The organism is Halomonas sp. DP5Y7-2 (genome assembly GCF_019802025.1).
GTDB classification, from domain to species: Bacteria; Pseudomonadota; Gammaproteobacteria; order Pseudomonadales; family Halomonadaceae; genus Halomonas; species Halomonas litopenaei_A.
In genome coordinates this window covers 207,012-231,457 of record NZ_JAHVHY010000003.1, presented here as the reverse complement: position 1 = coordinate 231,457, position 24,446 = coordinate 207,012, and the positions used below count along the sequence as shown (strand labels likewise).

The 24,446-nt window shown below is 64.4% G+C and carries 25 protein-coding genes; 11 read left to right on the top strand and 14 right to left on the bottom strand.

Annotated features, from left to right (window positions below; translation table 11 throughout):
- The first annotated feature begins 3 nt into the window (after nt 1–3).
- From flgG to cysQ, 11 genes are all read left to right on the top strand, one after another.
- Nucleotides 4–786 (top strand): flagellar basal-body rod protein FlgG, encoded by a 783-nt coding sequence (gene flgG / locus KUW18_RS04610; RefSeq protein WP_206941865.1) that lies wholly within the window; start codon nt 4–6, stop codon nt 784–786.
- Nucleotides 787–960: 174 nt separating this feature from the next.
- Entirely contained in the window at nt 961–1,614 is a 654-nt protein-coding gene (locus KUW18_RS04605) for a flagellar basal body L-ring protein FlgH (protein ID WP_224851953.1), read from the top strand.
- A gap of 10 nt (nt 1,615–1,624) precedes the next feature.
- Nucleotides 1,625–2,764, top strand: a complete 1,140-nt coding sequence (locus KUW18_RS04600) for a flagellar basal body P-ring protein FlgI (RefSeq protein ID WP_261396095.1) — start codon at nt 1,625–1,627, stop codon at nt 2,762–2,764.
- Nucleotides 2,764–3,945 (top strand): flagellar assembly peptidoglycan hydrolase FlgJ, encoded by a 1,182-nt coding sequence (gene flgJ / locus KUW18_RS04595; RefSeq protein WP_409995821.1) that lies wholly within the window; start codon nt 2,764–2,766, stop codon nt 3,943–3,945. The genes KUW18_RS04600 and flgJ overlap by 1 nt, the downstream gene beginning before the upstream one ends.
- A gap of 94 nt (nt 3,946–4,039) precedes the next feature.
- Entirely contained in the window at nt 4,040–5,680 is a 1,641-nt protein-coding gene (flgK, locus tag KUW18_RS04590; protein ID WP_222560909.1) for a flagellar hook-associated protein FlgK, read from the top strand.
- 13 nt (nt 5,681–5,693) lie between these two features.
- Nucleotides 5,694–6,929 (top strand): flagellar hook-associated protein FlgL, encoded by a 1,236-nt coding sequence (flgL, locus tag KUW18_RS04585; RefSeq protein ID WP_222560908.1) that lies wholly within the window; start codon nt 5,694–5,696, stop codon nt 6,927–6,929.
- Nucleotides 6,930–7,182: 253 nt separating this feature from the next.
- Nucleotides 7,183–7,536: an ArsR/SmtB family transcription factor gene (locus KUW18_RS04580; protein ID WP_206941852.1), complete on the top strand. Its 354-nt coding sequence runs from the start codon at nt 7,183–7,185 to the stop codon at nt 7,534–7,536.
- A gap of 16 nt (nt 7,537–7,552) precedes the next feature.
- Nucleotides 7,553–7,975: an arsenate reductase (glutaredoxin) gene (arsC, locus tag KUW18_RS04575; protein WP_222560907.1), complete on the top strand. Its 423-nt coding sequence runs from the start codon at nt 7,553–7,555 to the stop codon at nt 7,973–7,975.
- Nucleotides 7,972–8,700: an arsenical resistance protein ArsH gene (gene arsH / locus KUW18_RS04570; RefSeq protein WP_222560906.1), complete on the top strand. Its 729-nt coding sequence runs from the start codon at nt 7,972–7,974 to the stop codon at nt 8,698–8,700. The genes arsC and arsH overlap by 4 nt, the downstream gene beginning before the upstream one ends.
- A gap of 13 nt (nt 8,701–8,713) precedes the next feature.
- A complete protein-coding gene (locus tag KUW18_RS04565; RefSeq protein ID WP_222162362.1) occupies nt 8,714–10,012 on the top strand; it encodes an arsenic transporter in 1,299 nt (432 codons plus the stop codon).
- A 182-nt stretch (nt 10,013–10,194) separates the two neighbouring features.
- Nucleotides 10,195–11,040, top strand: a complete 846-nt coding sequence (gene cysQ, locus KUW18_RS04560; protein WP_315900642.1) for a 3'(2'),5'-bisphosphate nucleotidase CysQ — start codon at nt 10,195–10,197, stop codon at nt 11,038–11,040.
- Nucleotides 11,041–11,060: 20 nt separating this feature from the next.
- On the opposite strand, the gene KUW18_RS04555 is transcribed toward cysQ, so the two are convergent.
- The 14 genes from KUW18_RS04555 to fliH all read right to left on the bottom strand — a co-directional run bounded on the left by KUW18_RS04555 (nt 11,061) and on the right by fliH (nt 24,432).
- Nucleotides 11,061–12,335, bottom strand: coding sequence for an autotransporter outer membrane beta-barrel domain-containing protein (locus KUW18_RS04555; RefSeq protein ID WP_222560905.1), 1,275 nt, complete (start codon nt 12,333–12,335; stop codon nt 11,061–11,063).
- A 462-nt stretch (nt 12,336–12,797) separates the two neighbouring features.
- Nucleotides 12,798–13,571, bottom strand: coding sequence for an SDR family NAD(P)-dependent oxidoreductase (locus KUW18_RS04550; RefSeq protein ID WP_222560904.1), 774 nt, complete (start codon nt 13,569–13,571; stop codon nt 12,798–12,800).
- A gap of 11 nt (nt 13,572–13,582) precedes the next feature.
- Complete coding sequence (locus KUW18_RS04545) at nt 13,583–15,610, bottom strand: capsular polysaccharide biosynthesis protein (RefSeq protein WP_222560903.1); 2,028 nt, start codon at nt 15,608–15,610, stop codon at nt 13,583–13,585.
- A 137-nt stretch (nt 15,611–15,747) separates the two neighbouring features.
- Nucleotides 15,748–16,542 (bottom strand): flagellar biosynthetic protein FliR, encoded by a 795-nt coding sequence (gene fliR / locus KUW18_RS04540; protein ID WP_222162366.1) that lies wholly within the window; start codon nt 16,540–16,542, stop codon nt 15,748–15,750.
- A gap of 86 nt (nt 16,543–16,628) precedes the next feature.
- A complete protein-coding gene (fliQ, locus tag KUW18_RS04535; RefSeq protein WP_206943660.1) occupies nt 16,629–16,898 on the bottom strand; it encodes a flagellar biosynthesis protein FliQ in 270 nt (89 codons plus the stop codon).
- Nucleotides 16,899–16,932: 34 nt separating this feature from the next.
- The gene (gene fliP / locus KUW18_RS04530; protein WP_315900641.1) at nt 16,933–17,781 is read right to left on the bottom strand and encodes a flagellar type III secretion system pore protein FliP; all 849 of its coding nucleotides are present in this window, start codon (nt 17,779–17,781) and stop codon (nt 16,933–16,935) included.
- Nucleotides 17,781–18,188, bottom strand: a complete 408-nt coding sequence (gene fliO, locus KUW18_RS04525; RefSeq protein WP_222162367.1) for a flagellar biosynthetic protein FliO — start codon at nt 18,186–18,188, stop codon at nt 17,781–17,783. The genes fliP and fliO overlap by 1 nt, the downstream gene beginning before the upstream one ends.
- Nucleotides 18,185–18,688, bottom strand: coding sequence for a flagellar motor switch protein FliN (fliN, locus tag KUW18_RS04520; protein WP_222162368.1), 504 nt, complete (start codon nt 18,686–18,688; stop codon nt 18,185–18,187). The genes fliO and fliN overlap by 4 nt, the downstream gene beginning before the upstream one ends.
- Nucleotides 18,681–19,727 carry a flagellar motor switch protein FliM gene (gene fliM, locus KUW18_RS04515; protein ID WP_222162369.1) on the bottom strand — a complete coding sequence of 349 codons (1,047 nt, stop codon included), beginning with the start codon at nt 19,725–19,727 and terminating at the stop codon, nt 18,681–18,683. The genes fliN and fliM overlap by 8 nt, the downstream gene beginning before the upstream one ends.
- A 9-nt stretch (nt 19,728–19,736) precedes the next feature.
- A complete protein-coding gene (fliL, locus tag KUW18_RS04510) occupies nt 19,737–20,237 on the bottom strand; it encodes a flagellar basal body-associated protein FliL (RefSeq protein ID WP_206943669.1) in 501 nt (166 codons plus the stop codon).
- Nucleotides 20,238–20,452: 215 nt separating this feature from the next.
- Nucleotides 20,453–21,844: a flagellar hook-length control protein FliK gene (locus tag KUW18_RS04505; protein WP_222560902.1), complete on the bottom strand. Its 1,392-nt coding sequence runs from the start codon at nt 21,842–21,844 to the stop codon at nt 20,453–20,455.
- Nucleotides 21,845–21,860: 16 nt separating this feature from the next.
- Nucleotides 21,861–22,313, bottom strand: a complete 453-nt coding sequence (gene fliJ / locus KUW18_RS04500) for a flagellar export protein FliJ (protein ID WP_206943671.1) — start codon at nt 22,311–22,313, stop codon at nt 21,861–21,863.
- Nucleotides 22,310–23,710: a flagellar protein export ATPase FliI gene (gene fliI, locus KUW18_RS04495; RefSeq protein WP_222162372.1), complete on the bottom strand. Its 1,401-nt coding sequence runs from the start codon at nt 23,708–23,710 to the stop codon at nt 22,310–22,312. Before fliI ends, fliJ begins: the two co-directional genes overlap by 4 nt.
- Nucleotides 23,707–24,432 carry a flagellar assembly protein FliH gene (fliH, locus tag KUW18_RS04490; RefSeq protein ID WP_222560901.1) on the bottom strand — a complete coding sequence of 242 codons (726 nt, stop codon included), beginning with the start codon at nt 24,430–24,432 and terminating at the stop codon, nt 23,707–23,709. Before fliH ends, fliI begins: the two co-directional genes overlap by 4 nt.
- Between the last annotated feature and the right edge of the window lie 14 nt (nt 24,433–24,446).

The window sequence follows — 24,446 nt, the reverse complement described above, 5'->3', positions numbered from 1 at the left end:
ACCATGATCAAGTCGCTGTGGACGGCCAAGACCGGACTCGAATCGCAGCAGGTCCAGCTGGACGTGATTTCCAACAACCTGGCCAACGTCTCGACCAACGGGTTCAAGCAGTCCCGCGCCGTGTTCGAGGACCTGCTGTACCAGAACATGCGTCAGCCGGGGGCCCAGAACAACGTCCAGGATCGCCTGCCGTCCGGCATGCAGATCGGTTCCGGTGTGCGCCCGGTAGCTACCGAACGGCTGCATACCCAGGGTGGCCTGGAGTCGACCGAAAACTCCCGGGACCTGGCGATCAACGGCAAGGGGTTCTTCCAGGTACTGATGCCTGATGGCACCACCGCCTTTACCCGCGACGGCAGCTTCCAGCTCGACGAGAACGGCCAGATGGTGACCGCCAATGGCTATCCGCTGGAGCCGGCCATCATCATTCCTGACAACGCCCTGTCCGTGGACATCGGCGAGGACGGCATCGTCTCGGTGACCCAGCCCGGCACCAGTGAGTCCGACGAGGTCGGCCAGATCACCATCTCGACCTTCGTCAACGCCACTGGGCTTCAGTCCATCGGCGGCAACCTGTACGTGGAGACCAGCTCCTCGGGGCCGCGCAATGAGCTGATGCCTGGCATGAACGGTGCCGGTCGCTTGCTGCAGGGCTACGTCGAGACGTCCAACGTCAACGTGGTGGAAGAGATGGTCAGCATGATCGAGACCCAGCGCGCCTACGAGATCAATTCCAAGGCGGTGCAGACCAGCGACGAGATGCTGGCGCGCCTGGCGCAGCTGTGATCTCGGCCTGTCACTGACACGCCCCTGACCATCGACGTGCTGACACCCTGAATCACGTCCCTGATAGCGCTGGAGCCGGCCATGTACGCTGACACTCACTCTTCCCTGCGGCAGCCACGTACTGGCGTTGATGGGGGCTCTCATGCGGTGCTGGGGCCAGCGCTGCGCCTGGTGATGCTGGCCCTGGCGCTGGCCGTGCTGGCGCTGTCGGGCTGTGCCCAGATTCCTCATGCCTCGGTGGTCGGCGAGCAGGAGCAGATCGAGATCCCCGATCGCCCGTTGCCGGTGGCCAACGGCTCGATCTTCCAGAAGGCACGGGGCTACCAGCCGCTGTTCGAGGATCGTCGTCCGCGCAGCGTTGGCGACATTCTGACCATCGTGCTGGATGAAGAGGTCAGCGCCAGCAAGAACTCTCGCTCCAACGCTGATCGTGATGGCAGCTCCAGCCTGACCTTCTCCCAGGTGCCGGATGGTCTGGAAGACCTGCTGGACTATGGCTTCGAGATCGACGGTGACTCGGACTTTGCCGGCGGCGGCGGCTCCCAGGCCAACAACTCCTTTACCGGCACCATCACCGTATCGGTGATCGAAGTGATGAACAACGGCAACCTGAGAGTGCGCGGCGAGAAGCAGATCGCCATCAACCAGGGTACCGAGTTCATTCGCTTCGGTGGCGTCGTCAATCCGCGCTTCATCACCACCCAGAACACCGTGCCTTCCACGGCGGTGGCCGATGCCCGTATCGAGTACGTCGGCAATGGCTATATCAACGAGGCCCAGCACATGGGCTGGATGCAGCGCTTCTTCCTGAACGTTTCTCCCTTCTAGGCCTGGCATCATGAGACATCCTGTTTCCCGTCGCCCCATCCTGACCCTCGGCAGTCTGATGCTGGTGCTGCTGATCGGCCTGAGCGCCTGGTCGTCCCTGGCCCGCGCCGAGCAGGTCCGCGACCTGGCCACTTTTGCCGGTGTGCGCGACAACCAGCTGGTGGGGTATGGCCTGGTGGTGGGGCTGGATGGCACCGGCGACCAGACCATGCAGGCGCCGTTCACCGGCCAGAGTCTCAACAACATGCTGTCCCAGCTGGGTATCACGGTGCCGCCGGGGACCAACATGCAGTTGCGCAACGTGGCGGCGGTGATGGTGACCGCCGACCTGCCGCCCTTTGCTCAGCCAGGACATCGCCTGGATGTGGTGGTCTCGTCCATCGGTAATGCGCGGAGCCTGCGCGGCGGCAGCCTGCTGATGACCCCGTTGAAGGGGGCCGACGGAGACGTCTACGCGCTGGCCCAGGGCAATCTGCTGATCAACGGCGCTGGCGCGCAGTCCGCCGGTTCCAGCGTGCAGATCAGCCATCAGGCCGCGGGTCGCATCGCCGGTGGTGCGATGGTCGAGCAGACCGTGCCGCTGTCGCTGGGCAGTCGCGACGGGGTGCTCGAACTGCAGCTCAACCAGGCCGACTTCGGTACCGCCGAGCGCATGGTGCGAGCCATCAATGACGAGTTCGACTACCCAGTGGCGTCAGCGCGCAACGGCGGAGTGATCGCCCTGAATGGGCCGACCAACGCCAACTCTCGGGTCAACTTCATGGCCAGGGTCGAGAGTGTCGAGCTGACGCCAATGCCGGCCCGAGCCAGGGTGGTGTTGAATTCGCGGACTGGCTCCATCGTGCTCAATGGCAGCGTGACCCTGAAGCGGGCAGCGGTGGCCCACGGCAACCTGTCGATCGTCATCGATACTGCCTTTGGCGTCAGCCAGCCTACGCCCTTCAGCGAGACCGGCAATACTGCGGTCGTGCCAGATTCCGATATCACCATCAACGAGGAACAGGGCACCCTGCAGATCGTTGAGGGGGCGAGTCTGCTGGACGTGGTGGACGCGCTGAATGCGCTGGGTGCGACCCCCAATGACCTGATGTCGATCCTGGAAGCGCTCAAGGCGGCAGGATCGCTCAGAGCGGAGCTGGAGATCATCTGATGGCCATATCCGATCTGTCGTCGAGCCTTCCTATGGGTCTGTCCGGGTCTGCCCTGGCGGGAGCCAGCCGTGCCACGGGCAGTGTGGGTCAAGCGGGCTTCGCGCTGGACATGCAGGGACTGTCGCGACTGAAGACCAGTGCGCGCCAGCAGGACCCGACCGCCGCCGCTGAGGCCGCGCGCCAGTTCGAGGCGATGTTCATCAACATGATGATGAAGAGCATGCGCGATGCGGTGCCCAGCAGCGGCCTGACTGAATCCCGCCAGACTCAGTATTACCAGTCCTTGCTCGACCAGCAGTGGTCGCAGACCATGGCCAGTCGCGGCATCGGCCTGGCCGACCAGCTGCTGCAGCAGCTGCGCGGGCCCCAGCAAAGCGCCGAGGCACAGCGCCAGGACGTGGAGGCCTTGATCGCCGGGATACCCCGCGGCACCCCGCGCCCGCTGTCGAATGCCTTGAGAAACGATGCAGCGACTGCTGACGAGGTCGAGATGCCCGCCAGCTTCCTGGATGAACTGGGCGCCGTTACCGCGGGGCTGGATCGGCGTGCAGCGGATGCCCAGATCAGCGGTCGCGATGCTCGCGACACGCCGGCCCATGTCCAGGCCTTCCTCGACAAGCTGGCGGCGCCTGCCCAGGCGGCCAGTCGTGCTTCTGGCGTGCCGGCAGAGCTGATTCTGGCGCAGGCGGCCCTGGAAACCGGCTGGGGACGTCATGAGATCGCGACCGCCGACGGCGGCAACAGCCACAACCTGTTCGGCATCAAGGCCGGTAGCCGCTGGGAGGGCCCGACGACTCGCATCACCACCCATGAGGTGGAGCAGGGTCAGCGCCTGCGCATTCGTGATGACTTCCGCGTCTACGGCTCCTTCGAGGAGGCCTTTACCGACTATGCCCGCTTGATCAGCGACAACCCGCGTTACGCCGCCGTCACCACGGCCCCCGATGCCGAAGCTGCTGCCCACGCGCTGCAGCAGGGGGGCTATGCCACCGACCCGGCCTATGCCGCCAAGCTGATTGCGGTCATGCATACCTTCGGTCCGCTGAGCGATGCACCTGCAGCGACCCAGGTGGCCGCCGTCGAGCGCACTGGCGCTGATGCAAGCGCCAGCCAGGCAAGCGACAGCGGAGACTGGTTGGCGCGGGCGGATATTGCGACAAACCCTACCCGCGTCTTCTAGACCCGCAGCACAGCAACGGATGAAACGGTGCTGTCGGCCTCAAGCCTGAAGCGGTTTGGCCGATAACGCTTCTATCGGCGAAAGGAATTCCACCATGAGCATGTTCTCCATCGGCTTGAGCGGTCTGAATGCTGCCCAGAATGCCCTGTCCACCACCAGCAACAATATCAGTAACGTCTACACGCCTGGCTACAACCGCGAGATCACGGTATTGGGCGAGGGGAACGGCGGTACCCAGGGGGTGCAGGTCAACGACATCGAGCGTCAGTTCAACCAGTACGTGGCGGACCAGCTCAATGGCTCGATCAGCGCCTACTCGGCGTTGAATGCCTATCAGACCCAGGTCAACCAGATCGACAGTCTGCTGGCAGATCAGGACGCCGGCCTGGCACCGTTGATGCAGAACTTCTTCTCCTCGATGGAAGACCTGGCCTCGGCACCGTCCGACCCTGCTGCCCGTCAGGGCGTGCTGGGGTCGGCGGATACGCTCAGTGCCCAGTTCCGTGCCTTTGACAGCTATCTGCAGGACATGCAGGACGGCATCAATGGCCAGATTCGCGATGAGATCACCCAGATCAACAATCAGAGCGAGGCGCTGGCCTCCCTCAACCGCGAGATTGCCCTGGCGCGGGCCAAGACCGGGGAAGCGCCCAATGCCTTGCTCAACCAGCGCGACCAGCTGGTGACCGAAATGAGCGAGCGCATCGGCGTCGAGTTGACGGTCCAGGACGGTACCTCCTATCGCGTCAATCTCCCCGGTGGTCAGCCGCTGGTGGCCGGCACCCAGTCCTATCAGTTGAAGGCGGTATCGTCTCCCAGCGACCCCCAGCGCATCGTCGTCGGCTACCAGGATCCGGGGGGTGGTCTGCAGGTGCTGGATGAAGACGGTCTGCAGGGTGGCTCCCTGGGAGGCTTGATCCAGTTCCGTTCCGAGACGCTTGATCGCACCCAGAATCAGATCGGCCAGCTGGCGGTGTCCATGGCGGTGGCCTTCAACGAACAGCACGCTCTCGGCAAGGACCTGGAGGGTATGGACGGTGGCGCGATGTTTGATATCGGCGCTCCCAGGGTCTTCACCCACGATGCCAATACGGGCAGCGCGACCCTGACCGCGAGCTTTGACACCGCCAATATCAGCGAGCTCAAGGCGGCGGACTACCAGGTGCGGGTCACCGATGCCGCGGCCACACCGCCGACCTTCGAGGTCACCCGCAGTGATACCGGTGAGACGATCACCACGACCTTTGATGCGGTAGAAAACACCCTCAGTTTTGGCGGCGTGACGCTCACCATCGACGATCCCACGGCGCTGGCCGATGGTGACCGTTTCGAGATTCAGCCGGTGCGTCGCGCTGCCGGTGAATTCGAGACCGCCATCAGCGATCCCGACAAGATTGCGGCTGGCCTGTCCGGAGCCAGCGGCGACAACGAAAATGCGCTGGCCATGCAGGGGCTGCAGGATGCGCTCACTGTTGGTGGCAGTGCGACGCTCAGCCAGGCCTACGCGTCACTGGTGAGCGATGTGGGCAACCGGACCAATGTGGTGCAGGTCAATCTGGCGGCACAGCAGGGGCTGACCGAGCAGCTCAGCGCGGTCAAGCTGTCCGAGTCCGGGGTCAACCTGGATGAAGAGGCGGCCAATCTGATCCGCTATCAGCAGTATTACCAGGCGAATGCCAAGGTCATCGACACCGCCACCTCGGTGGTGGACACCATTCTTGGACTGAGAGGCTAAGGAGCATCAGGTCATGCGTATCAGCACCGTTACCATGTTTGACCAGAGCGTCAGCTCACTGAACCGTCAGCAGTCCGACTTTATGCACCTGAGCCAGCAATTGGCGACCGGGCGCCGAGTGGTCAACCCGTCAGATGATCCCCAGGCGGCCTCCCGCGCGGTGTCGGTCAGTCAGGCCCAGGCGGTGACCCAGCAGTACACCGATGCCAGGGTCAGCGCACGCAATGCGCTGTCCCAGGAAGAAAGCGTGCTCAATAGCGTCAGCGACGCCCTGGCCAGTGCCAAGACCCTGGTGATTCAGGCGGCCAACGGCACCCTCAGCGATGCCGACCGTCAGTCCATCGCCAGCGACTTGCGCGGCATCTACGAGACGATGATCGGTCAGGCCAATGCGACCGATGGCAATGGACGCTACCTGTTCGGTGGCTATGCCGATGGCAGCGAACCGTTCAAGGACTCTGGCAGTGGCATCGAGTACGCTGGCTCCGATCAGGTGCGCGAGCAGCAGGTCGACGCCTCGCGCAAGATGCCGGTGGGGGATACCGGTGCCGACATCTTCACCAGCGTGCCCAGCGGGGCGGGCTACGTGGCCGAGCAGGGCAGCACCAATGCCGGTAGCGTGACCTTTGCCGGACCTGATGTCGTCGATACCGCTGACTCGGGTTATGGCGATCGCTACCGGGTCGCGTTCGGTGGCACGGCGGATGCGCCCACCTACAGCGTGGAGGTCGACGACGGCAGCGGCAACTGGGTCAGCGCTGGCGCTGCGTTCGAGGATCAGCCCTTTGCAGCCGACGGCACCACGATAGAGGTCGGCGGCCTGCGCCTCGAGCTCGAAGGCGAGCCTGTGGCAGGCGATACCGTCGTGTTCGGCCCCGCCGATAAGATGAATACCAACGTCTTTACCACCTTCGAGAAGGTGTTGGCGGTACTCGAAGCGCCGGCGGACACACCCGCCCAGCAAGCGACGCTGGAGAACACCCTCAACGGCGCCATGCGCGAGCTGGATGCCAGCCTCGACAACGTGCTGACCAAGCGCGCCTCGGTCGGCGCACGGCTCAATGAGCTGGACGTGATCGACTCGGTCAGCGGCAACCGTGAACTCAACTACGCCCAGACCATGTCGGACCTGGTGGATCTGGATTACAACCAGGCGATCTCCGAGTACAGCCTGCGCCAGGTGGGCATGCAGGCCGCCCAGCAGGCCTTCATCGGCATTCGTGACCTGTCGTTGTTCAACTATCTGTAAAAGGGTGGGGCTTGCCCCCATGTCTCTTCCCGTCCCCATGCAAAAACGGCGCGTCCTCTCCAGGGCGCGCCGTTTTTATGACAGCAAGGGCACCGGCGAATCACCGGTCATCAGTCTGTCCGTGGGGCTTGGGCCGGGCTCCCATCACCGGCTGCTCCATGTCGTTGCCCCAGGCCGTTGCCCCATGCCGTTGCCGCCAGACTAGTCACTCCAGGGTTGACGTATCGATCAATATGTCCATAATTCCGGACATATGGACACTAAAGACTTTCAACCGACTCTCGATACCTTCGCGGCGCTGTCCCAGCCTACTCGGCTGGCGGCCTTTCGCCTGCTGGTGCGGCATGAGCCCAATGGCCTACCGGCGGGGGAATTGGCGCGCTTGCTGGAGGTGCCCCACAACACCCTATCGGCCCACCTTGGCGTGCTCAGCCGCGCTGGGCTGGTCAGCCAGCGCCGAGAAAGCCGCTCGATCGTCTATCGGGCAGATCTGGCGCACATGGCCAGGACACTCGACTTCCTGGTGCGCGATTGCTGCGCCGGACGTCCTGAGGTGTGTCATCCGCTGGCCGACCTGATGACGCCTGGCTGTAGCGACCCCACCTGACGGAGCGACCCCGACCATGACCCTGATCTATCACAACCCAGCCTGCGGTACGTCACGTAATACCCTGGCGATGCTCAAGGCCTCCGGCGAGACCCCAGAGGTCATCGAGTACCTGGTGACGCCCCCCAGTCGCGAACGCCTGGTCGCGCTGATCGATGCCATGGGCATCACGCCGAGGGCATTGCTGCGCCAGAAAGGGACGCCCTACGCAGAACTGGGCCTTGAACAGCCAGACCTGTCGGACGAGGCATTGATCGACGCCATGATGGCGCATCCCATCCTGATCAATCGGCCCATCGTGGTCACCGACCTGGGCACCGCCTTGTGCCGGCCCTCCGAGCGCGTGCTTGACCTGCTGGCGGCTCCGCTGTCGCGGGTGGGGGGCACCTTCACCAAGGAAGATGGCGATATCGTGACCCTCAAGGAGGGCAACTCATGACCGCAGCATCCTTGTTGCATGATCTGCCGAACATTGATCCCGAGCACTTCCAGGCCATCGATGTAGATGCCCTGGTACCCGCCGATGCTCCGCGCCATGCCCCGCGCATTCTGGTGCTGTACGGCTCGCTGCGCGAGCGCTCCTACTCGCGCCTGGTCGCCGAGGAGGCGACGCGGCTGCTGACGGCTTTCGGCGCAGAGGTGCGCACGTTTTCCCCGGTAGGACTGCCGTTGCCTGACGGCGCCGAGGCCGATCATCCCAAGGTGGCCGAGCTGCGTGAGCTGGCGACCTGGGCCGAAGGCATGGTGTGGGTCAGTCCGGAACGCCATGGCGCCATGACCTCGGTGATGAAGGCACAGATCGACTGGCTGCCGCTGTCACTGGGCGGGGTACGTCCCACCCAAGGCAAGACTCTGGCGTTGATGCAGGTATGTGGCGGTAGTCAGAGCTTCAATAGCGTCAACCAGATGCGCATTCTGGGACGCTGGATGCGCATGCTGACCATCCCTAATCAGTCCTCGGTGCCCAAGGCATTCAATGAATTCAACGAGGCGGGCCGGATGCGTCTGTCACCGTTGTATCTGCGTATCGTCGATGTCTGCGAAGAGCTGGTGAAGTTCACCTGGCTCAATCGCGACCGTGCGCGCTACCTGACCCAGCGCTACTCCGAGCGGGTGGAAAGCGCCGAGGCGCTGTCGGCGCGGGTTAATCAGGACAGTCTTTGACAGGGAGTCGAGCATGTTGGCCTTTGCTATTTTTGTGGTGACCCTGGTGCTGGTGATCTGGCAGCCGAAGGGGCTCGGCATCGGTACCAGCGCCCTTGGCGGCGCGCTGGTCGCCCTGGTGGCTGGCGTCGTCGACCTGCCCGATGTGCTGGTGGTATGGGATATCGTGTGGGACGCGACCTTCACCTTTGTCGCCCTGATCCTGATCTCGCTGATCCTGGATGAGGCCGGGTTCTTTGCCTGGGCGGCTTTGCACGTGGCCCGTTGGGGCGGTGGCAACGGCCGTCGCCTGTTTCCGCTGATTATCTTGCTGGGGGCGGTCATCGCGGCCTTCTTTGCCAACGATGGTGCGGCGCTTCTGCTGACGCCCATCGTCATGGCCATTCTGGTCCGCCTCAAGTTTTCTCCCCAGGCGTCATTGGCCTTCATCATCGCCACGGGCTTTGTTGCCGACTCCACCAGCCTGCCGTTGATCATCTCCAACCTGGTCAACATCGTCAGCGCCAACTACTTCGACATTTCCTTCAATCGTTACGCCATGGTGATGGTGCCGGTGGACCTGGTGTCGCTGGCGGCCACCCTGGTGGTACTGGGCTGGATGTTTCGTCGCGACATTCCTGGGCAGTACGACGTGGCCTTGCTGGAAGAGCCGCGTCAGGCGATTCGCGACCCGCTGGTGTTTCGCGCCGCTTTTCCGGTGCTGACGGCGCTGCTGGTGGCCTTCTTTGTCACCGCACCGCTGGGCGTGCCGGTGGCGGTGGTGACCGGATCCGCCGCGCTGATCCTGGTGGCGCTGGCGGGGCGCTGGGTCCAGGGTGGGCGTAGCGTGATCTCCCTGCCCAAGGTGTTCAAGGGAGCGCCCTGGCAGATCGTGCTGTTCTCCGTGGGCATGTACTTGGTGGTCTACGGGCTCGGCAATGCCTGGCTGACGGCAGATGCCAGCGCCCTGCTGACCTGGCTGGGTGAACAGGGCACCCTGGTAGCCACCCTGGGGACCGGCTTGGCGTCGGCGCTGCTGGCGTCGGTCATGAACAACATGCCGTCCACCCTGGTTGGAGCGCTGGCCATCGACCAGGCCCAGGTCAGCGATCTGACCCGGGAGCTGATGGTCTACGCCAATGTGATCGGCAACGATCTCGGACCCAAGTTCACCCCCATCGGTAGCCTGGCGACGCTGCTGTGGCTGCACGTACTGGCCGACAAGGGCACCCATATCAGCTGGGGGCAGTACATGAAGGTCGGCATCGTCATGACCCCGCCCGTGCTGCTGGCGGCACTGCTGGCGCTATGGCTGTGGTTGCCGGTGGTGTGACCTGGTCACACTAACCTCTGAGCCGTGCCCATCCGCTCACCTATCGGCGGCTGAGTGGCTCTGGGCCTGCAACGCGGCATGGGCCAGGGTAAGCTGTGTTGCCTGAACCTTCGGGGAAGATGATCTTCTCCGCTGAATTGCTGGCCTGCCGCCTGGTCGCGGTGGCCCATGAGGAGCCTTCCGTGCCCGTAAGTCTGAGCAGTGAACACAAGGATGCCCTTGTCGCGGGTGTCGAGGACGCCGGTCGCCTGGTGCTCGAGATCTATCAGCGTGACTTCGACGTCGAGCACAAGGATGACAACAGTCCCCTGACCGAGGCCGACCTGGCGGCCCATCACGCGCTGGTGGCGCTGCTGGAACAGCTGACGCCCGGCACGCCGGTGCTGTCCGAGGAGTCCGGCGAGATTGCCACCGAGACGCGGCTGGGCTGGGACTGTTACTGGCTGGTGGACCCGTTGGATGGGACCAAGGAGTTCGTCAATCGCAACGGCGAGTTCACCCTCAATGTGGCGCTGATCGAGCACGGTGTACCGGTGCTCGGGGTGGTGCACGCGCCGGTACTGGGGGTGACCTGGTTCGGTGATCGCCAGCAAGGCGCCTGGCGTACCGAGCAGGCCACCAGCGGCCAGGCGCCCGTGCGCCAGCCTATTCGAGTGCGTGACTTGCCGGACCCCGCGGTAGCGCCGTGGGTGGTGGTCGGCAGCCGGCGCCATGGGGCTGAAGCCTTCGAGGCCTTCTGTGCGGGCCTGCCCGCCAGCGAGTGCACGTCCATGGGCAGCTCGCTGAAACTGTGTCTGGTGGCTGAGGGCAAGGCGGACCTCTATCCCCGCCTGGCCCCTACCTGCGAGTGGGACACCGCCGCGGCCCAGGCCGTGGTCACGGCCGCAGGAGGCGAGGTGCTGGATGCCGAGACGTTGATGCCACTGCGCTGCAATCGTGGCGAGTCACTGCTCAATCCGTTTTTCGTCGTCTGCGGCCAGCGTGACCGGCGCTGGGAACAGGCCCTGGCCGCCGCACTGGCGGACTGAGTCACGCTGTTCGGCCGGCTTCAGAAGGTGTAGGCCAGCGAGGCGCTGATGACGTCATATTCAGTGTCGCTGGCGCCCAGCGTGGTCTGTCCCGACAACGACATGACCACGCCTTTGCCGAGGCGGTGTTCAGCCCCCAGGGTCAGGACGAAACGGTCGTCATTGCTGCCGTCCAGGTGGTCGGCGTCGTCGTCCACGTCACTGGACAGGTCGTAGTGATAGAACAGGTGGCCATAGACCCGTCCCGCGCTGAAGCGGGTGCTCAACTTGGCGCCAGCAAAGACCTCACCGGTCTCCTCACCATAGTCAGTGCGCTGCCCCAGGTAATCGCCGTCCAGGTCGTCCTCAAGATAGGCGCCGCCCAGGGTAAGGCCGGTGTCGACCCGGTGATAGCGCGGTAGATAGTAGGTGCCCGAGGCTCGCCCTCCCCAGCGGTGTCCATCCACGTCGATGGGGGCGGCCAGATAGTCCCGATGTGCCTCTCCATCCAGGTCCTGGTACAGCAGGGTGGCATCCAGCACCAGACGGTCATCGAGCAGGGCCACCGCCGCATAGGGCATGACCAGCTCTCCTCCCAGATCGGTGCGGCCGCCATGGTCGCCATGTAGTTCGATATCGCTGTGGCCCGCGGCGAGGCCGACGAGCCAGTTCCGGTGGCGGTAGTCCACCCCTGCCAGCACCGCCTTGGTATCTCCCGAATATCCTGTGTGGTCTGTTTCCCCGTCCAGATCGCCGACCTCGCTGGTCGTCCAGACGCTGATGCCCGGACCTGTCAGAGCTTGCTGAGCGCGCGGTTGCATATGCGCGTCGATGCGCTGGGTGACGGGCTGGAAGTGGCGTGCCAAGGCTTGTTTGAGGGCACCGTACAGGCTCTGATCGATGTCGAGAATGCCCAGGCGGGACGCTAGTGCCAGGGTCTCGTCGCGATCTAGCTCGCTCATCGTTCCGCTGAACAGCAGCGTGCCATCGTCAGCACGCAGGGATATCGGCGTGGTGGCGTTCACGGCGGCCAGCGGTGTGCCGAGGGGCAGCAGAAGGCTAATGGGACGACCATTGAGCACCGCCGTCACACGGTTGTCCGGGCTGCCAGGAGCCGTTTGCTGGAGGTGCTGCAAGGTGAGGGGCCGGCCTTCGAAGCTCGTGTAGAGCGTGCCTGCTGCCGCGGTTGTCGGAAGCGTCTGGGCCAGCCCTGTAGCAGGCATCAGGCTGAGTGCCAGGCTGGGGACCAACAGGCAGCGAGCCAATAGTGAGGGTGCCGGGGCGACGGAGGGGTGGTGGGGTAGGGTCGGTTTCATGGAAATGCCTTTTCGGGATAGAAACACCTTTGGGGCGGCTGATTAGGGGAAATACATCAGCCTTTTCATCCGATTCTTAGCTGAAAATGCGCATGTTGGATGAGGTGTTATCCAGTATCAGGCATTAGAAAGTAACTAAATGTATATACTGTGCCTAAATGGAATTAGGGTTGCATTTTTTTGCTATTTCATCTTTTTGGTGGCGAAAAAGTGCTCAAAAAAGCAGAGAAGGGTAATTAAGAGCACAGTGTTGGTCGGTGTTTGCTGAAAAAAAGACCCATCGCTGTCTTGGCGAGTCAGCCGGGGCTTTGTGAGGGGGCCGGAGCAGGGAAGGACGTGGGTGCAGGGAAGGACGTGGGGGTAGGAAGGGAAATGGGTGTTGTGAAAAAAACGTGGCGCTGTGATCGAGGGTAGAGCCGTTGCTCGTCAGGGTGAGGCGCCGTGCAGGTCATGACCAGAGGATTACTTGCGCGATATCCCATAGCCAAAAAGCTGCAGCAGGCGCTGGGCCCACGCTGGAGGAAGCAGCGTCAGACCTTGGGTCGCCAGGCACAGCGGCAGTGGAAAGCTGACTCTGGGGCGATTGGCATCCACTGCCTTGGCGATGCGTTTTGCAGCGCGCTCCGCGCTCCACATAAAGGGTTTGGGGCCGGGCATGGCACGCGCCATGTCGGACGCCACGTACCCGGGCATGACCAGGGTAACCCCGACGCCGTCACTGCCAAGGGGGGCCCTTAGCGCCTCGGCGTAGGCCTTGATGGCCGCCTTGCTGGCGCTGTAGCTGGGAACGGCCGGCAGGCCATGCCAGGCGGCCAGGGAGCTGACAAAGACCAGCTGGCCGTGACCGCGGCGGCGCATGGCGGTCGCGAGCTGGCGGCTCATTTCCATGGGCACGCGCAGGTTGATGTCCATCAGCTGACGAGCGGCCTCGGCGCATTCATCGAGCCGAGCGGCGCGGATGCCGGTGTTCATGCCGGCTGCCATTATCACGAGATCTGGCGTCGCGCTGAGGCTGTCCAGCCAGGCGCGACGGGCCTGATCATCTTCCAGGGTAACGCTGAACAGGCTTACCTTGGCCCCCTTGGCGCGGCAGCGTGTGGCCAGTGTGTCCAGGACGTCCTGCCGCCGGCCGTGTAGCAGCAGGTGCTGGCCTGGCGCCGCGTAGTGTTCGGCCAGGGCGCCACCGATGGCCCCGGTGGCGCCGGTGATGAGAATCAGCCGAAGGGGCTCGGTCATCTCGCAAGTCCTCAGTAGGGTCCATGCAGGTAGCGTCGGGTCAGGCGGTAGAGGCGCTGAAACAGGGTGAGTTCCTGCTGGTTCTGGCGCGCCGATGCCAACAGCTGGACGGCGGTTTCGACGTTGATGAGCTGACGACTGCGGGGGTCGACGTAGCGGGGGTAGCGAATCAACGCGGCCACCACCAGCTGCTCCAGGCTGATCTTGCGGCCACGACGATCGGGTGCCGGTGCGTGGTCCTGGGTCAGCCCCCAGCCCGCATAGAACGGCACGCCATAGGTGACCACCCGGCGCTCACGAATCAGCGCTTCAAAGCCGGTCAGGGAGGTCATGGTATGGACCTCATCGACCCTGTCGATCAGGGTCGTGATATCGACGTCGGCGACCAACCTGTCCCAGTCGTCGGGGGGGACCTGCGCTCCTTGCCGCACACCCGCCATTACATCCGGGTGGGGACGATAGACAATGAAGGCGTCAGGCCTCGTCCAACGGACCTCCCTGAGAAGCTGCGCATTGGTGCGGATTCGCCCGGCGCCCAGGCGCACCGAGGCATCGCTTTCCACCTGGCCCACCACCAGTAGCAGCGGTCGATCACCTGGCAGTTCAGGCAGGCGGGAAGGCTCGTGGTGAGGGTTGTACTTGCTTAGCTTGAGCTGTCGCAGCTGCTGGATCAGCCGGGCCGCCCGCGCGAGTTCGCGGCGGCTGAACTGGCCGTGGGCGATCAGCCGTTCCAGCTCGCTGGGGCGGCCAGGATCGTAGTGAATGCCACAGCGATCGATGACCAGCGACAGCGGCCTGACCAGGTCGATGCCCAGCCCCACGGAGCGTAGAAAGCCATCTTCCATGCGTGATACCCCTGTCGCTGCTGGTACCTGGCTTCCCCAGAGCAGCTGCCGCTCCGTGGAGGTGGCCACCGGTGATGGCTTGATGCGCTCGTGTGAGTGATGACTGATACACGCCTTGGGTCCCAGAAAATCCCCGACAAACCGCTGCTTCCAGCGTGACAGGCCGTGGCATCGCCAATGCCCCCTGCCGGCGTCGATCTGACGCTGCTGGTCTTCCAGCAGATCCAGGGTGTCCTCCAGGGTGGAAGGGGCGCCGGTATAGGGGTTGGCGTAGCGGCTGTAATGCAGATAAGCGGCGGCGAACAGACGCGGCAGCGAGGCTCGACGGTGACGCCGAGGACAGCGGAGGTGGTCAGTGGTCAGGCCCCATCCCGCGTAGAACGGGAGGCCGTGGCAGGTGACGGGGAGCCCCGCCAGCAGGGCCTCGAAGCCAAGCTGGCTGGTCACGACGTGAACGGCCTGCACCGCATCGAACAGCGCCCAGGGGTTGATGTCATCTGCCAGCAGTTGGCAGCGAGGGTGGCGGCCCGCGTGTTCCAGATGGCCCTGGCGTCGCCCGGCGATGACCTCGGGATGCACCTTGACCAGGATGTCGGCATCGGGATGACGGGTCAGTGCATGGTCGAGCATCTGTTGAAAACATTGACGGTCGGCCAGGCCACCGACGATCGAGGCGTCGTCCCGGGTCTGGTCGACCACCAGTACGCGTGGCCGAGGGCTCGCCGGTAACGGTATGTCCGGGGCGTGGTTGACCTTGGACAGGCGGGAGTGGCGCAGGCGCGCGATCAAACCGCTGGCGCGAAGCTCGTCCTCGGGTGAAATACGGCCATGCTCGATCAGGGATTCCAGGTCGGAGGGGGCCGAAGCGTCGTAATAGATGCCGCTGTGATCGACCACCAGTGAGTGACTGGCATATCCCTCTGCCGCGGGCCCCCAGGAACGCAGGAAGCCTTCCTCGAGTGCAATAAAGGGGAGTTGGTGACGTATCGCCCACTGTCTGGCCCTGGCGGTGGTGGGACGCTGCCCCCAACCCACCACGGCGTCCGCGCGACAGCCGCGGCGGCGTGGCCAGGGGACGATATCAGAAAACTCCGGCAGGCAGGGAGCCAGCGCCGGCAGTCGGGCCAGGGCGGTGGTGGCAGTCAGCGCACAGCCTGTTGGCGACGTGGCGTCACGAAGCTGTGGCGAACGCATGAGTGACCTCTACCCCTTGGACGAGTGTTCAGGATGCTGCCGTCGAGCAGCAGTCGCTAATGCTATCAGGGTGATAAGGGCATCAGGGCGGCGCTTTATGCCGCAGCCAGCAGAGAGGGTGAAGGCGTCGTGAGGGCTCAGCTCGACAGCGGGGCCAGCGTCTCGAGCAGCGACTGCAGAACGTTCAGACCCTGATGGAAGTGGTGCTGCAGGAAGCGGCCCAGGTCGGTCATCAGCACCATCAACAGCGCCAGTCCAACGGTGAGGGAGGTGGGGAAGCCGATGTTGAACACCGTCAATTGGGGAGCCGCCCGGTTGAGGATGCCCAGCGCCAGGTTGATGGTCAGAAGGGGGGCGACCAACGGCAGAGCCAGCAGCAGGCCGGTGGCGAAGATGGTGCCACCGTAGCGCGCCAGCATGATGAAAGCATCTGGATTGAAGCGTTGGATGCCGATCGGCAGCGTTTCGAAGCTGGTGATCAGCAGCTCCAGCACGATCAAGTGGCCGTTGATGGCCAGAAACATCAGCAGGGTGATCATGTAGAGATAGCGCGAGACCACCACCATGTTGGTGCCACTGGACGGATCGAAGAAGGTGGCGAAGGCCAGGCCCATCTGCAGGCCGATGAATTCACCGGTGGCCTGCACCACGACCAGCAGCACCCTGATGCACAGCCCCATGGCGACCCCGATGACCAGCTGCTCCACCACCAGCCCAAGGCCGGCCCAGGAGGCAATCGGAATATCGGGCAATGGGGGCAGCATGGGGCTGATCAGGATGGCGATGGCGCCCGCCAGGCCAATCTTGGCCTGGGTCGGCACTGCGCTGTGGCCCCACAGGGGAGCGCTCAGCATCAACGCAGTGATGCGCATCATGGGCCATAGGAAGAGGCTGAGCCAGGCGTGTAGCTGGTCGAAGGTGACCTCTACCATGGGAGCCGAGTGTTTCCGGTGGTCATGATCTTCACAGCGCTTCCTGCTATTCGGCCACTTGCCATGTTCCGCTGACTGACGCTATGTCAGGACACGAGAGCCGGGATATTGCTGAACAGCTCCCGGGTGAAGGTGATGATCAGTTCCAGCAGCCAGGGGCCCGCCAGTACCAGCACGGCAAACACCGCCAGGATCTTGGGGATAAAGGACAGCGTCATCTCGTTGATCTGGGTCGCCGCCTGGAACAGGCTGACCAGCAGACCGGTGAGCAGGGCGGTCAGCAGCAGCGGCGCACCCAGCAGCAGGGTCACGCGCATTCCTTGATAGGCCAGGCTCATGACGGTCTCGGGGTGCATGGGGATCTCCTTAGAGCGATGTGGCTGGCGCGTGCTAGAGGTAGAAGCTTTCGGCCATGGAGCCGATGATCAACTGCCAGCCGTCCACCAGCACAAACAGCATCAGCTTGAACGGCAGTGAGATCGTCACCGGCGGCACCATCATCATCCCCAGTGACATCAGTACGCTGGCCACGACCAGGTCGATGATCAGGAACGGGATGAAGATGGTGAAGCCGATCTGAAAGGCGGTCTTCAGCTCGCTGGTGACGAAGGCCGGCACCAGGACCTGCAGGGGCACGTCCTCGGGGCCTGCCATGGGGCCGACGTCAGACAGTCGTGCAAACATCGCCAGGTCCGGCTCCCGGGTCTGGCCGAGCATGAACTCGCGGAAGGGCTGCTGGGCAATGTCGATGAACTGGCCGAAGTCGATGGCATCAGTGGTCAGTGGCAGCCAGGCATCCTGATAGACGTCACTGAGCACCGGCGACATGATGAAGGCGGTCAGAAACAGCGCCAGCCCCAGCAAGACCTGATTGGGAGGCGTGGACGCGGTGCCCATGGCGGTGCGCAGCAGGCTCAACACGATGATGATGCGGGTGAAGCTGGTCATCATCAGCAGCGCGGTAGGCAGAAACGCCATCGCGCTGAGCAACAGCAGCGTTTGCACCGACAGCGACCATTTCTGGCCGCCGTCGGCCAAGGGCTCGCTGATCACGCCAGGGATCTGCTGCGCCACCGCCGGCGTGGCGGCTAGACCGCTAAAGGCCAGCACCAGCACCACGGCCAGCAGCGGTGTCAGTAGTCGCGCCAGTGACCGTCGAGTCAGAGGCTGCCAGAAATAACCCGCGGCAGGGCGGCCGGAGGGGTGGGGCAGCAGGCTGTCGATCATCGCCATACCCATCAACGCGGTCGCTGTCCGAGGTTGGTCTTGAGGGCCTGTGCGAAGCGCTCGCCGAAGCTGTCCGCCGCAGCGGACGATGCCGGCAGTTCTGGCTCCTCGGGTGCTGGCAGGCTGTCGAGGCGATTGACCCGGCCTGCGCCGACGCCGAGCACCAGCCAGCGATCCTGAACCTGCACGACCACGACACGCTCACGCTGGCCCACGGCGGTGCTGCCGATGATCTTGAGCCTGCCAGGCTGGCCATGCAGGCCTCCACTGCGCCGTTTGATCAAGGCCGAGAGTCCGAACAGGATGGCGATGATCAGGGCCAGGGCGGCTGCTGTCTTGCCCAGCATCGCCAGGCCCAGCAGGCCGTCACCGCCCTGGGCCAGACCGTCGATCGCTGCGCTGGTGGTCGTCTCGTTCATCGGTTGAGCTTCTGTACCCGCTCGGAGGGGGTGATGATCTCGGTGATGCGAATGCCGTAGCGATCCTCGACCACGACGACCTCACCCTGGGCGATCAGATAGCCGTTGATCAGGATGTCCATCGGCTCACCGGCCAGGCCTTCGAGTTCCACCACCGACCCCTGGGCCAGTTCCAGCAGCTGCTTGATGGTCAGGCGCGTGCGGCCGAGCTCCACGGTCAGCTTGACCGGGATATCCATGATCATGTCGAGATCACGGGTACCGCTGGCGCTGCTGCTGTCCCCCAGTGGCCGGAACACGCTGTCTCCGGCGGCCTTGGGGGTGGGGCTGTCGGCGGCCGTTGCCGTGTCATCGTTGGGGTCGGCGGCCTGCTGTTCCGCCATGGCCTCTGCCCAGGGATCGTCTTCGGGCGTGGTGGCGTCGTTGTCCTGTTGTTCGGACATGGCGGCGGCCCAGTCATCGTCGCCGACCTGGTCTTCGGGCTTATTGGGGTCAGTCATGCTCTGATTCCTTGGAAGGAGGCCGTGTGCCTTTGACGAAAGCATTGCCGGAGGGATGCCCGGCGGCGTGATCGAACATTCGCAGGACGCGCAGTGCGCGCTGCTCGCGCTGGCTACCGTACTCGCACTCCATCACCGGCACGCCGTCAACCTGAGCGGTCACCGTGTCGGGCAGGTCCAGCGGCAGAATGTCGCCGACGGAAAGCGCCATCACGTCGGCGATTCGTGAGTCGACCGTGGCAAAGTTGGCGACCAGCTCGACCTCAGGGTGGCGCAGCTCACCGGCCATGCGGCGATGAAAGGCGCCGTCCTTGTCACGACTGCTTTCGCTGAGGGGGTTGGTCAGCAGGTCCTTCAGCGGTTCGATCATGCTGTAAGGCATGCACACCTGGAAGGTGGACGACAGGCTGCCGACTTCAAGGTGGAAACTGGTGCTGACCACGATCTCGTTGGGCGAGTTGGTGATGTTGGCGAACTTGGACTGCATTTCCGAGCGCAGGTAGCTGATATCCAGCGGATAGACCGACTTCCAGGCTTCGCTGTAGCCCTCGATGGCGAGGTTGAGGACCCGCTGGATAATGCGCTGCTCGGTATTGGTGAACTCACGCCCTTCGGACTTGGTGACGAAACGTCCGTCTCCACCAAACAGGTTGTCCACCACCATGAACACCAGACTGGGGGGAAACACGATCAGCGCCGAGCCTTTGAGTGGCTTCATGGCGATGATGTTGATGTTGGTGGGCACCGGAACGTTGCGTGAGAATTCGCTGTAGCTCAGATAACGAACGGCATCCACGGTGATATCCGCGCTACGCCTGAGCAGGTTGAACATGCCGGTACGAAAGTGACGAGCGAAGCGCTCATTGATGATATCCAGCGCCTGCAGCCGCTCACGGATGATGCGCTGCTGGTTGGCCGGATCAAAGGGGCGCAGGCGGCCCCGGGGCGCGCTTTCCTCGCCATCGGTGTCATCGTCACCGCTGACACCCTTGAGCAGGGCGTCGATTTCTTCCTGAGACAGGAGATCGTCTTGAGACATGATCGCGACCTATTGGACGATGAACTCGGTGAACAGCACGTCGTCGATACCAATGCGGGCGCGATCGGGGCCGAGCACGTCCTTCAGGGTCGTGACGATGTCGCTGGCCAGGGCGCGCTTGCCTGACGCCGTCACCAGACTCTCGGCGTCCCGGTCCGACAGCAACAGCAGCAGCTTGTTACGCACCTGGGGGCGGTGCTGCTCCAGGGTTTCCAGGCTCTGCTCATCGGTCAGTTGAAGCGTCATGCCGGCATACAGAAGACGCGGAATATCGTCGTCATCTGCCAGGTTGACGGTGAAGGGCTCCAGCTTGAGATAGATGGGCGCCACCGCAGGGTGTGCCGGGGTGCTGGCATCCACCAGGGTGTCGCCGATGGCATCTTCGAGACTGGCGTGAGCGGACGTCTTGGCCTTCTCCTGGTAGAGCAGGTAGAAGCCGGCTGCAGCCCCGAAGGATGCCAGGATGACCAGGATCACCAGCAACCAGATGAGCCGTCGAGATTTCGCCATGTCCTGAAGTCCTGAGCCTGTTGTCCCTGTACGGGAAGTATGGGTACACGCGGATGTGCCGCACCCTCAGTATGCCGCTTGAGGGTGCGTGTCGATGGCAAGAACAGGCACCAAGTTCGTGCTTATCTTGGGATATTGTTTTATCGAGGCGCGATTCCACCAGAGCTCTAGTTCACCAGAGCACTCTTTTGCCAATGCTCTAGGCCTCGACAGCGTTACGCATAGAGATCGACACGCCCCTCGCCGAGGGGCAGTGACGGCGCCTGCTGGGAAGTGGCCTCCTGGAGGCCTGTGTCTGTGGAGGGAGCGCTGGCCAGTGCGGCCTGGCCCCCGCCAGCGGCGCTGTCCTGGCCGTTGCCCTGGGAGCCCGGATGCGTGCCCTGGTCGCTGACCGAGGCGTCACCGAGCTGGATACCCTGCTCCGCCAGCGCTTCGCGCAGCTGTGGGATGGCCTGCTCCAGGGTCTGCCTGACCTGAGCATGGGCCGAGAAGAACTGCGCCTGGGCGCCATGTTCGCCGAGCTTGAGAGTGACGCCCAGGGACCCCAGCTCAGCAGGATGCAAGCGCAGTTCGATCTTCTGTTCAGCATCGCCGGCCTGGCTGGAAAGACGCGCCAGGGTGTGGCCGAGCTGCTGAGGCCAGGCGTTGTGGTTGAGGGACAGTGCTGCGGCGGTGGCGGGAAGCGCTGATGCCGCCAGGGGGGCCGCGCCGCGGCTGTTCAAGGATGCCGGAGCTGCCAGGCCATCGGTGGCTGCACGAGCCTCAAGCGAGCTTTCGCTACGAGGCTGATCGGCAGCCTCGCTGGCACCCTGCAACATGCCGCTGGCCAGGGTCGTTGGCGCTGGCGGCTGAGCGGCGTCGGAGACCGGCGCTGACGGCGCTGACGCGAGCGGCGATGACGGCTGGGCCGCGCTGGTAGTCGCCTGGGTCGGATGCTCGCCGCGAGGCGTCAGATGCAGGGCGAGAGGATCGACGGAGGTGGCCATCGCGCGGCCAGTGGAGCCGTCACTTGGCGCCTGATGAACCTTGGCGGTGTCTAGATGCGGTGGCGGAGTGACCTCCGCCAGCGATGACATCGCCCCCGCGCCCTGGGCCGCGCTGGCCAGAGAAGGGCCCGTCAGAGTGGGGGTGAGCGGATCGGCGGCATGAGAACCTAGGCTGGCCTGACCTGCGGCGAGCTGGGACGCGCTGGTGACATCGGCACGGGCGAGACCAGCGCCCTGGCCAGTACTGGCTGTCGTGGCTGTCACCGTGTGCGCCTGGATCGCCGATGCGCGGGCGATGGCCATGGCAAGCTCACCGCTTGCCGGCAACCCTTCGCCGTGGATAGCGATGGGGGCCATGCTGAGACCAGGCAGCGCGGCATCAGGATGATGGGCCGCGACGAGTTCCCCAGCCATGTTCTGATCGCCGTCCTGCGAGGCTGCGCTGCCCCCGCGATCGCCATTGTGGGACCCCTGCACGCCAGGCTGCGTCGTCGAGGAAGCCACCGCGGCCAGGTGCTCGGCGAAGTCGCCGCCGGAGGAGGCTTGGCCATCCGTTGCTGACGAGGCCTGTGCGACGTTGGTCGTGGACGGGCCGGCGAGGCCCAGCAGAGTCAGGTCCATGGGATATCCTTATCGCTCAGTAACCGCCGGGAATGGCGTTGCCACGCTGCAGGCGGCTGTTGATCAGGTCATCGCTGACGCGCTGTTCCTGGCGGGCCTGATGACGCAAGCCTTGCTGTGCACGGCGTTGTGCCAGGGTGTCGTAGGCGCTCAGGCGCTGTTGTTCTTGCTGCCATTCCTGCTGGCTGCTGGTGACCTTGTCACGCTCGCGCTGGAGCGCGCCGCGTGCCCTGGCCAGGGCGTCATCCAGTGACATCAGGAAGCGCTGGGTGTTATGCAGCGTGGCCGGATCGATGCCACGACGCATGTCCTGGTGCAGGCGCTCGGCATATTCCTGCCGGTAGTGCTCCAGCGAAGTCAGCTGGTCGGCCACCTGGCGCTCGTCGCGGCGGGCGCTGGCCAGATGCTGCAGGGCCTGGTCTCGGGCATCCCGGGCCAGCTCGATCAGGGTATCCAGTGGGGTGCTCATGCTGCTCCTCCCAGAGTGGACGAGAGCGCCTGACGCGAGGCCTCCAAGCTGGCGCATTCGTCGATTCGCTGTTGCAGAAAGGCTTCCAGATCAGGGTAGCGGCGCACGGCATCGTCAAGACGCGGGTCGTGACCCGGCTGGTAGGCGCCGACGCTGATCAGGTCGCGGTTGCGCTGATAGCGTGAAAACATGGCCTTGAAGCCCTGTGCCTGGCGGCGCTGGCCGTCGTCGACGATGGCGTTCATGGCACGGCTGATCGAGGCTTCGATATCGATGGCGGGATAGTGGCCGGCCTCGGCCAGGCCTCGCGACAGCACCACGTGGCCGTCGAGTATGGCCCGCGCCGAGTCGGCGATCGGGTCCTGCTGGTCGTCGCCTTCAGTGAGTACGGTATAGAAAGCGGTGATGGAGCCTCCGCCGGGCGCTGCGTTGCCCGCGCGCTCGACCAGGCTCGGCAGCTTGGCGAAGACCGAGGGCGGATAGCCCTTGGTGGCCGGGGGCTCGCCGATGGCCAGGGCGATTTCGCGCTGGGCCATGGCGTAGCGGGTGAGCGAATCCATGATCAGCAGCACGTTCTTGCCGTCGTCACGAAAACCTTCGGCCAGGCGGGTGGCGTAGGCGGCCCCCTTGAGTCGCTGTAGAGGCGAAGTATCTGCCGGGGCCGCGACTACCACCGCACGACGGCGTCCTTCGGGGCCAAGAATGTTATCGATGAAGTCCTGTACTTCGCGGCCACGCTCACCGATCAGCCCGACCACGATGACATCGGCCTGGGTGTAGCGAGCCATCATCCCCAGCAGTACCGACTTGCCCACGCCCGAGCCAGCGAACAGCCCCATGCGTTGACCGCGACCTACGCTGAGCAGCGCGTTGATGGCGCGGATGCCGACGTCGATCTGTTCGTCGATCGGGGCCCGCGACAAGGGGTTGAGCGGAGGGGTGGCCAGCGGTGCGCGAGGAGCGTCGTCGAGCTCGCCGAGCCCGTCGAGGGGGGCGCCGGTGCCGTCGACAACGCGCCCCAGCAGACTGTCGCCCAATGGAAAGCGGCGCGAGGCATTGGCGCCACCCTCACCCAGAGGCAAGACGCGGGCGCCAGGCATCAGGCCACTGATCTCTCCCAGCGGCATCAGAAACAGACGCTCGCCGGCAAAGCCCACCACCTCCGCCTCGGCGTACTGGCTGGCCTGGCTACCGTCTGGTTGGCGTGGGCCTTCACCGGGGAGTTCAATGCGACAGCTGTCACCCAGCGCTACCTGCAGACCCACCACTTCGATCACCATGCCGGTGGCGCGAATGACACGTCCGGTGGCTCGCGTAGCGGGCAGGCCATCAACCCGTTGGGTGACGGCCTGAAGCACGCGCTGCCAGTGCTGATGATGGGCCTGAGGTGAGTTCATGGGGCGCTGTCCTCGCCGCTAGTGCCGTCGTCGTCCGTCTCGCGGGGGGCGCGGCGGCGGACCTGGGCGGTGACGGCCTGCCAGCGGCGCTCCCAGGTGGCGTCGATATCGCCCTGGTCGCCGCTGACGCGACAGCCACCCCGATGCAGACGTTCGTCGACGCGGAGCGTCCAGCCGGCGGTCTCCAGCTGCTCTCCCAGATGGCGCTCAACCAGTCGCAGGTCCAACGGATGCAGCCATAGGCGTTGGCGGCCCACCAGCGGCGGATCGGTATGCAGCAGCTGTTGCACCAGCTCGACGACCTGGCGAGGGCGTGCCTTCAATGCCTCGCCTGCCAGCTGTCGACCGGTGGCCAGGGCCAGGTCGGTCAGCTGTTCCGCCACGGCATCATCGAGCTGCATCAGCGCCGCCTGGAAGTCTTCGACCAGCTGTGCCAAGGGAGCCAGCGCTTCCTCGCTACGGCTGTCGATCGCGGCGGCGATTTCCTGCTCGGCCTGGGCACGCCCGGCGGCAAGCCCTTGCTCCAGGCCCTGCTGATAGCCCTTGGCATGGCCTGCGTCGAAGCCTTGCTGGTGACCCTGGGCATGGCCTTCACGGTGACCTGCGTCGCGCGCACGCTGGCGCTCTGCAGCCAGCTCGTTGCGCGTAGGTGCGTCAGGCGCGGGCGCCTCGTCTGCATCTTCGGGCAGGGCTCCCATGTTCCAGCGACGCCAATGGCTCATGCCCGCGCCCCCTT

What these genes read in the sequence shown, in the direction of transcription:
- fliR (WP_222162366.1), bottom strand. Translation starts at nt 16,542, where the DNA reads ATGGTAGAGGTCACCTTCGACCAGCTACACGCCTGGCTCAGCCTCTTC.
- fliP (WP_315900641.1), bottom strand. Translation starts at nt 17,781, where the DNA reads ATGGGTATGGCGATGATCGACAGCCTGCTGCCCCACCCCTCCGGCCGC.
- KUW18_RS04505 (WP_222560902.1), bottom strand. Translation starts at nt 21,844, where the DNA reads ATGGACCTGACTCTGCTGGGCCTCGCCGGCCCGTCCACGACCAACGTC.
- fliL (WP_206943669.1), bottom strand. Translation starts at nt 20,237, where the DNA reads ATGGCGAAATCTCGACGGCTCATCTGGTTGCTGGTGATCCTGGTCATC.
- KUW18_RS04545 (WP_222560903.1), bottom strand. Translation starts at nt 15,610, where the DNA reads ATGCGTTCGCCACAGCTTCGTGACGCCACGTCGCCAACAGGCTGTGCG.
- KUW18_RS04580 (WP_206941852.1), top strand. Translation starts at nt 7,183, where the DNA reads ATGGACACTAAAGACTTTCAACCGACTCTCGATACCTTCGCGGCGCTG.
- KUW18_RS04605 (WP_224851953.1), top strand. Translation starts at nt 961, where the DNA reads ATGCTGGCCCTGGCGCTGGCCGTGCTGGCGCTGTCGGGCTGTGCCCAG.
- flgK (WP_222560909.1), top strand. Translation starts at nt 4,040, where the DNA reads ATGAGCATGTTCTCCATCGGCTTGAGCGGTCTGAATGCTGCCCAGAAT.
- fliH (WP_222560901.1), bottom strand. Translation starts at nt 24,432, where the DNA reads ATGAGCCATTGGCGTCGCTGGAACATGGGAGCCCTGCCCGAAGATGCA.
- flgJ (WP_409995821.1), top strand. Translation starts at nt 2,764, where the DNA reads ATGGCCATATCCGATCTGTCGTCGAGCCTTCCTATGGGTCTGTCCGGG.
- fliM (WP_222162369.1), bottom strand. Translation starts at nt 19,727, where the DNA reads ATGTCTCAAGACGATCTCCTGTCTCAGGAAGAAATCGACGCCCTGCTC.
- fliO (WP_222162367.1), bottom strand. Translation starts at nt 18,188, where the DNA reads ATGAACGAGACGACCACCAGCGCAGCGATCGACGGTCTGGCCCAGGGC.
- flgG (WP_206941865.1), top strand. Translation starts at nt 4, where the DNA reads ATGATCAAGTCGCTGTGGACGGCCAAGACCGGACTCGAATCGCAGCAG.
- fliI (WP_222162372.1), bottom strand. Translation starts at nt 23,710, where the DNA reads ATGAACTCACCTCAGGCCCATCATCAGCACTGGCAGCGCGTGCTTCAG.
- flgL (WP_222560908.1), top strand. Translation starts at nt 5,694, where the DNA reads ATGCGTATCAGCACCGTTACCATGTTTGACCAGAGCGTCAGCTCACTG.
- fliJ (WP_206943671.1), bottom strand. Translation starts at nt 22,313, where the DNA reads ATGAGCACCCCACTGGATACCCTGATCGAGCTGGCCCGGGATGCCCGA.
- arsH (WP_222560906.1), top strand. Translation starts at nt 7,972, where the DNA reads ATGACCGCAGCATCCTTGTTGCATGATCTGCCGAACATTGATCCCGAG.
- fliN (WP_222162368.1), bottom strand. Translation starts at nt 18,688, where the DNA reads ATGACTGACCCCAATAAGCCCGAAGACCAGGTCGGCGACGATGACTGG.
- arsC (WP_222560907.1), top strand. Translation starts at nt 7,553, where the DNA reads ATGACCCTGATCTATCACAACCCAGCCTGCGGTACGTCACGTAATACC.
- fliQ (WP_206943660.1), bottom strand. Translation starts at nt 16,898, where the DNA reads ATGCACCCCGAGACCGTCATGAGCCTGGCCTATCAAGGAATGCGCGTG.
- KUW18_RS04555 (WP_222560905.1), bottom strand. Translation starts at nt 12,335, where the DNA reads ATGAAACCGACCCTACCCCACCACCCCTCCGTCGCCCCGGCACCCTCA.
- KUW18_RS04600 (WP_261396095.1), top strand. Translation starts at nt 1,625, where the DNA reads ATGAGACATCCTGTTTCCCGTCGCCCCATCCTGACCCTCGGCAGTCTG.
- KUW18_RS04565 (WP_222162362.1), top strand. Translation starts at nt 8,714, where the DNA reads ATGTTGGCCTTTGCTATTTTTGTGGTGACCCTGGTGCTGGTGATCTGG.
- KUW18_RS04550 (WP_222560904.1), bottom strand. Translation starts at nt 13,571, where the DNA reads ATGACCGAGCCCCTTCGGCTGATTCTCATCACCGGCGCCACCGGGGCC.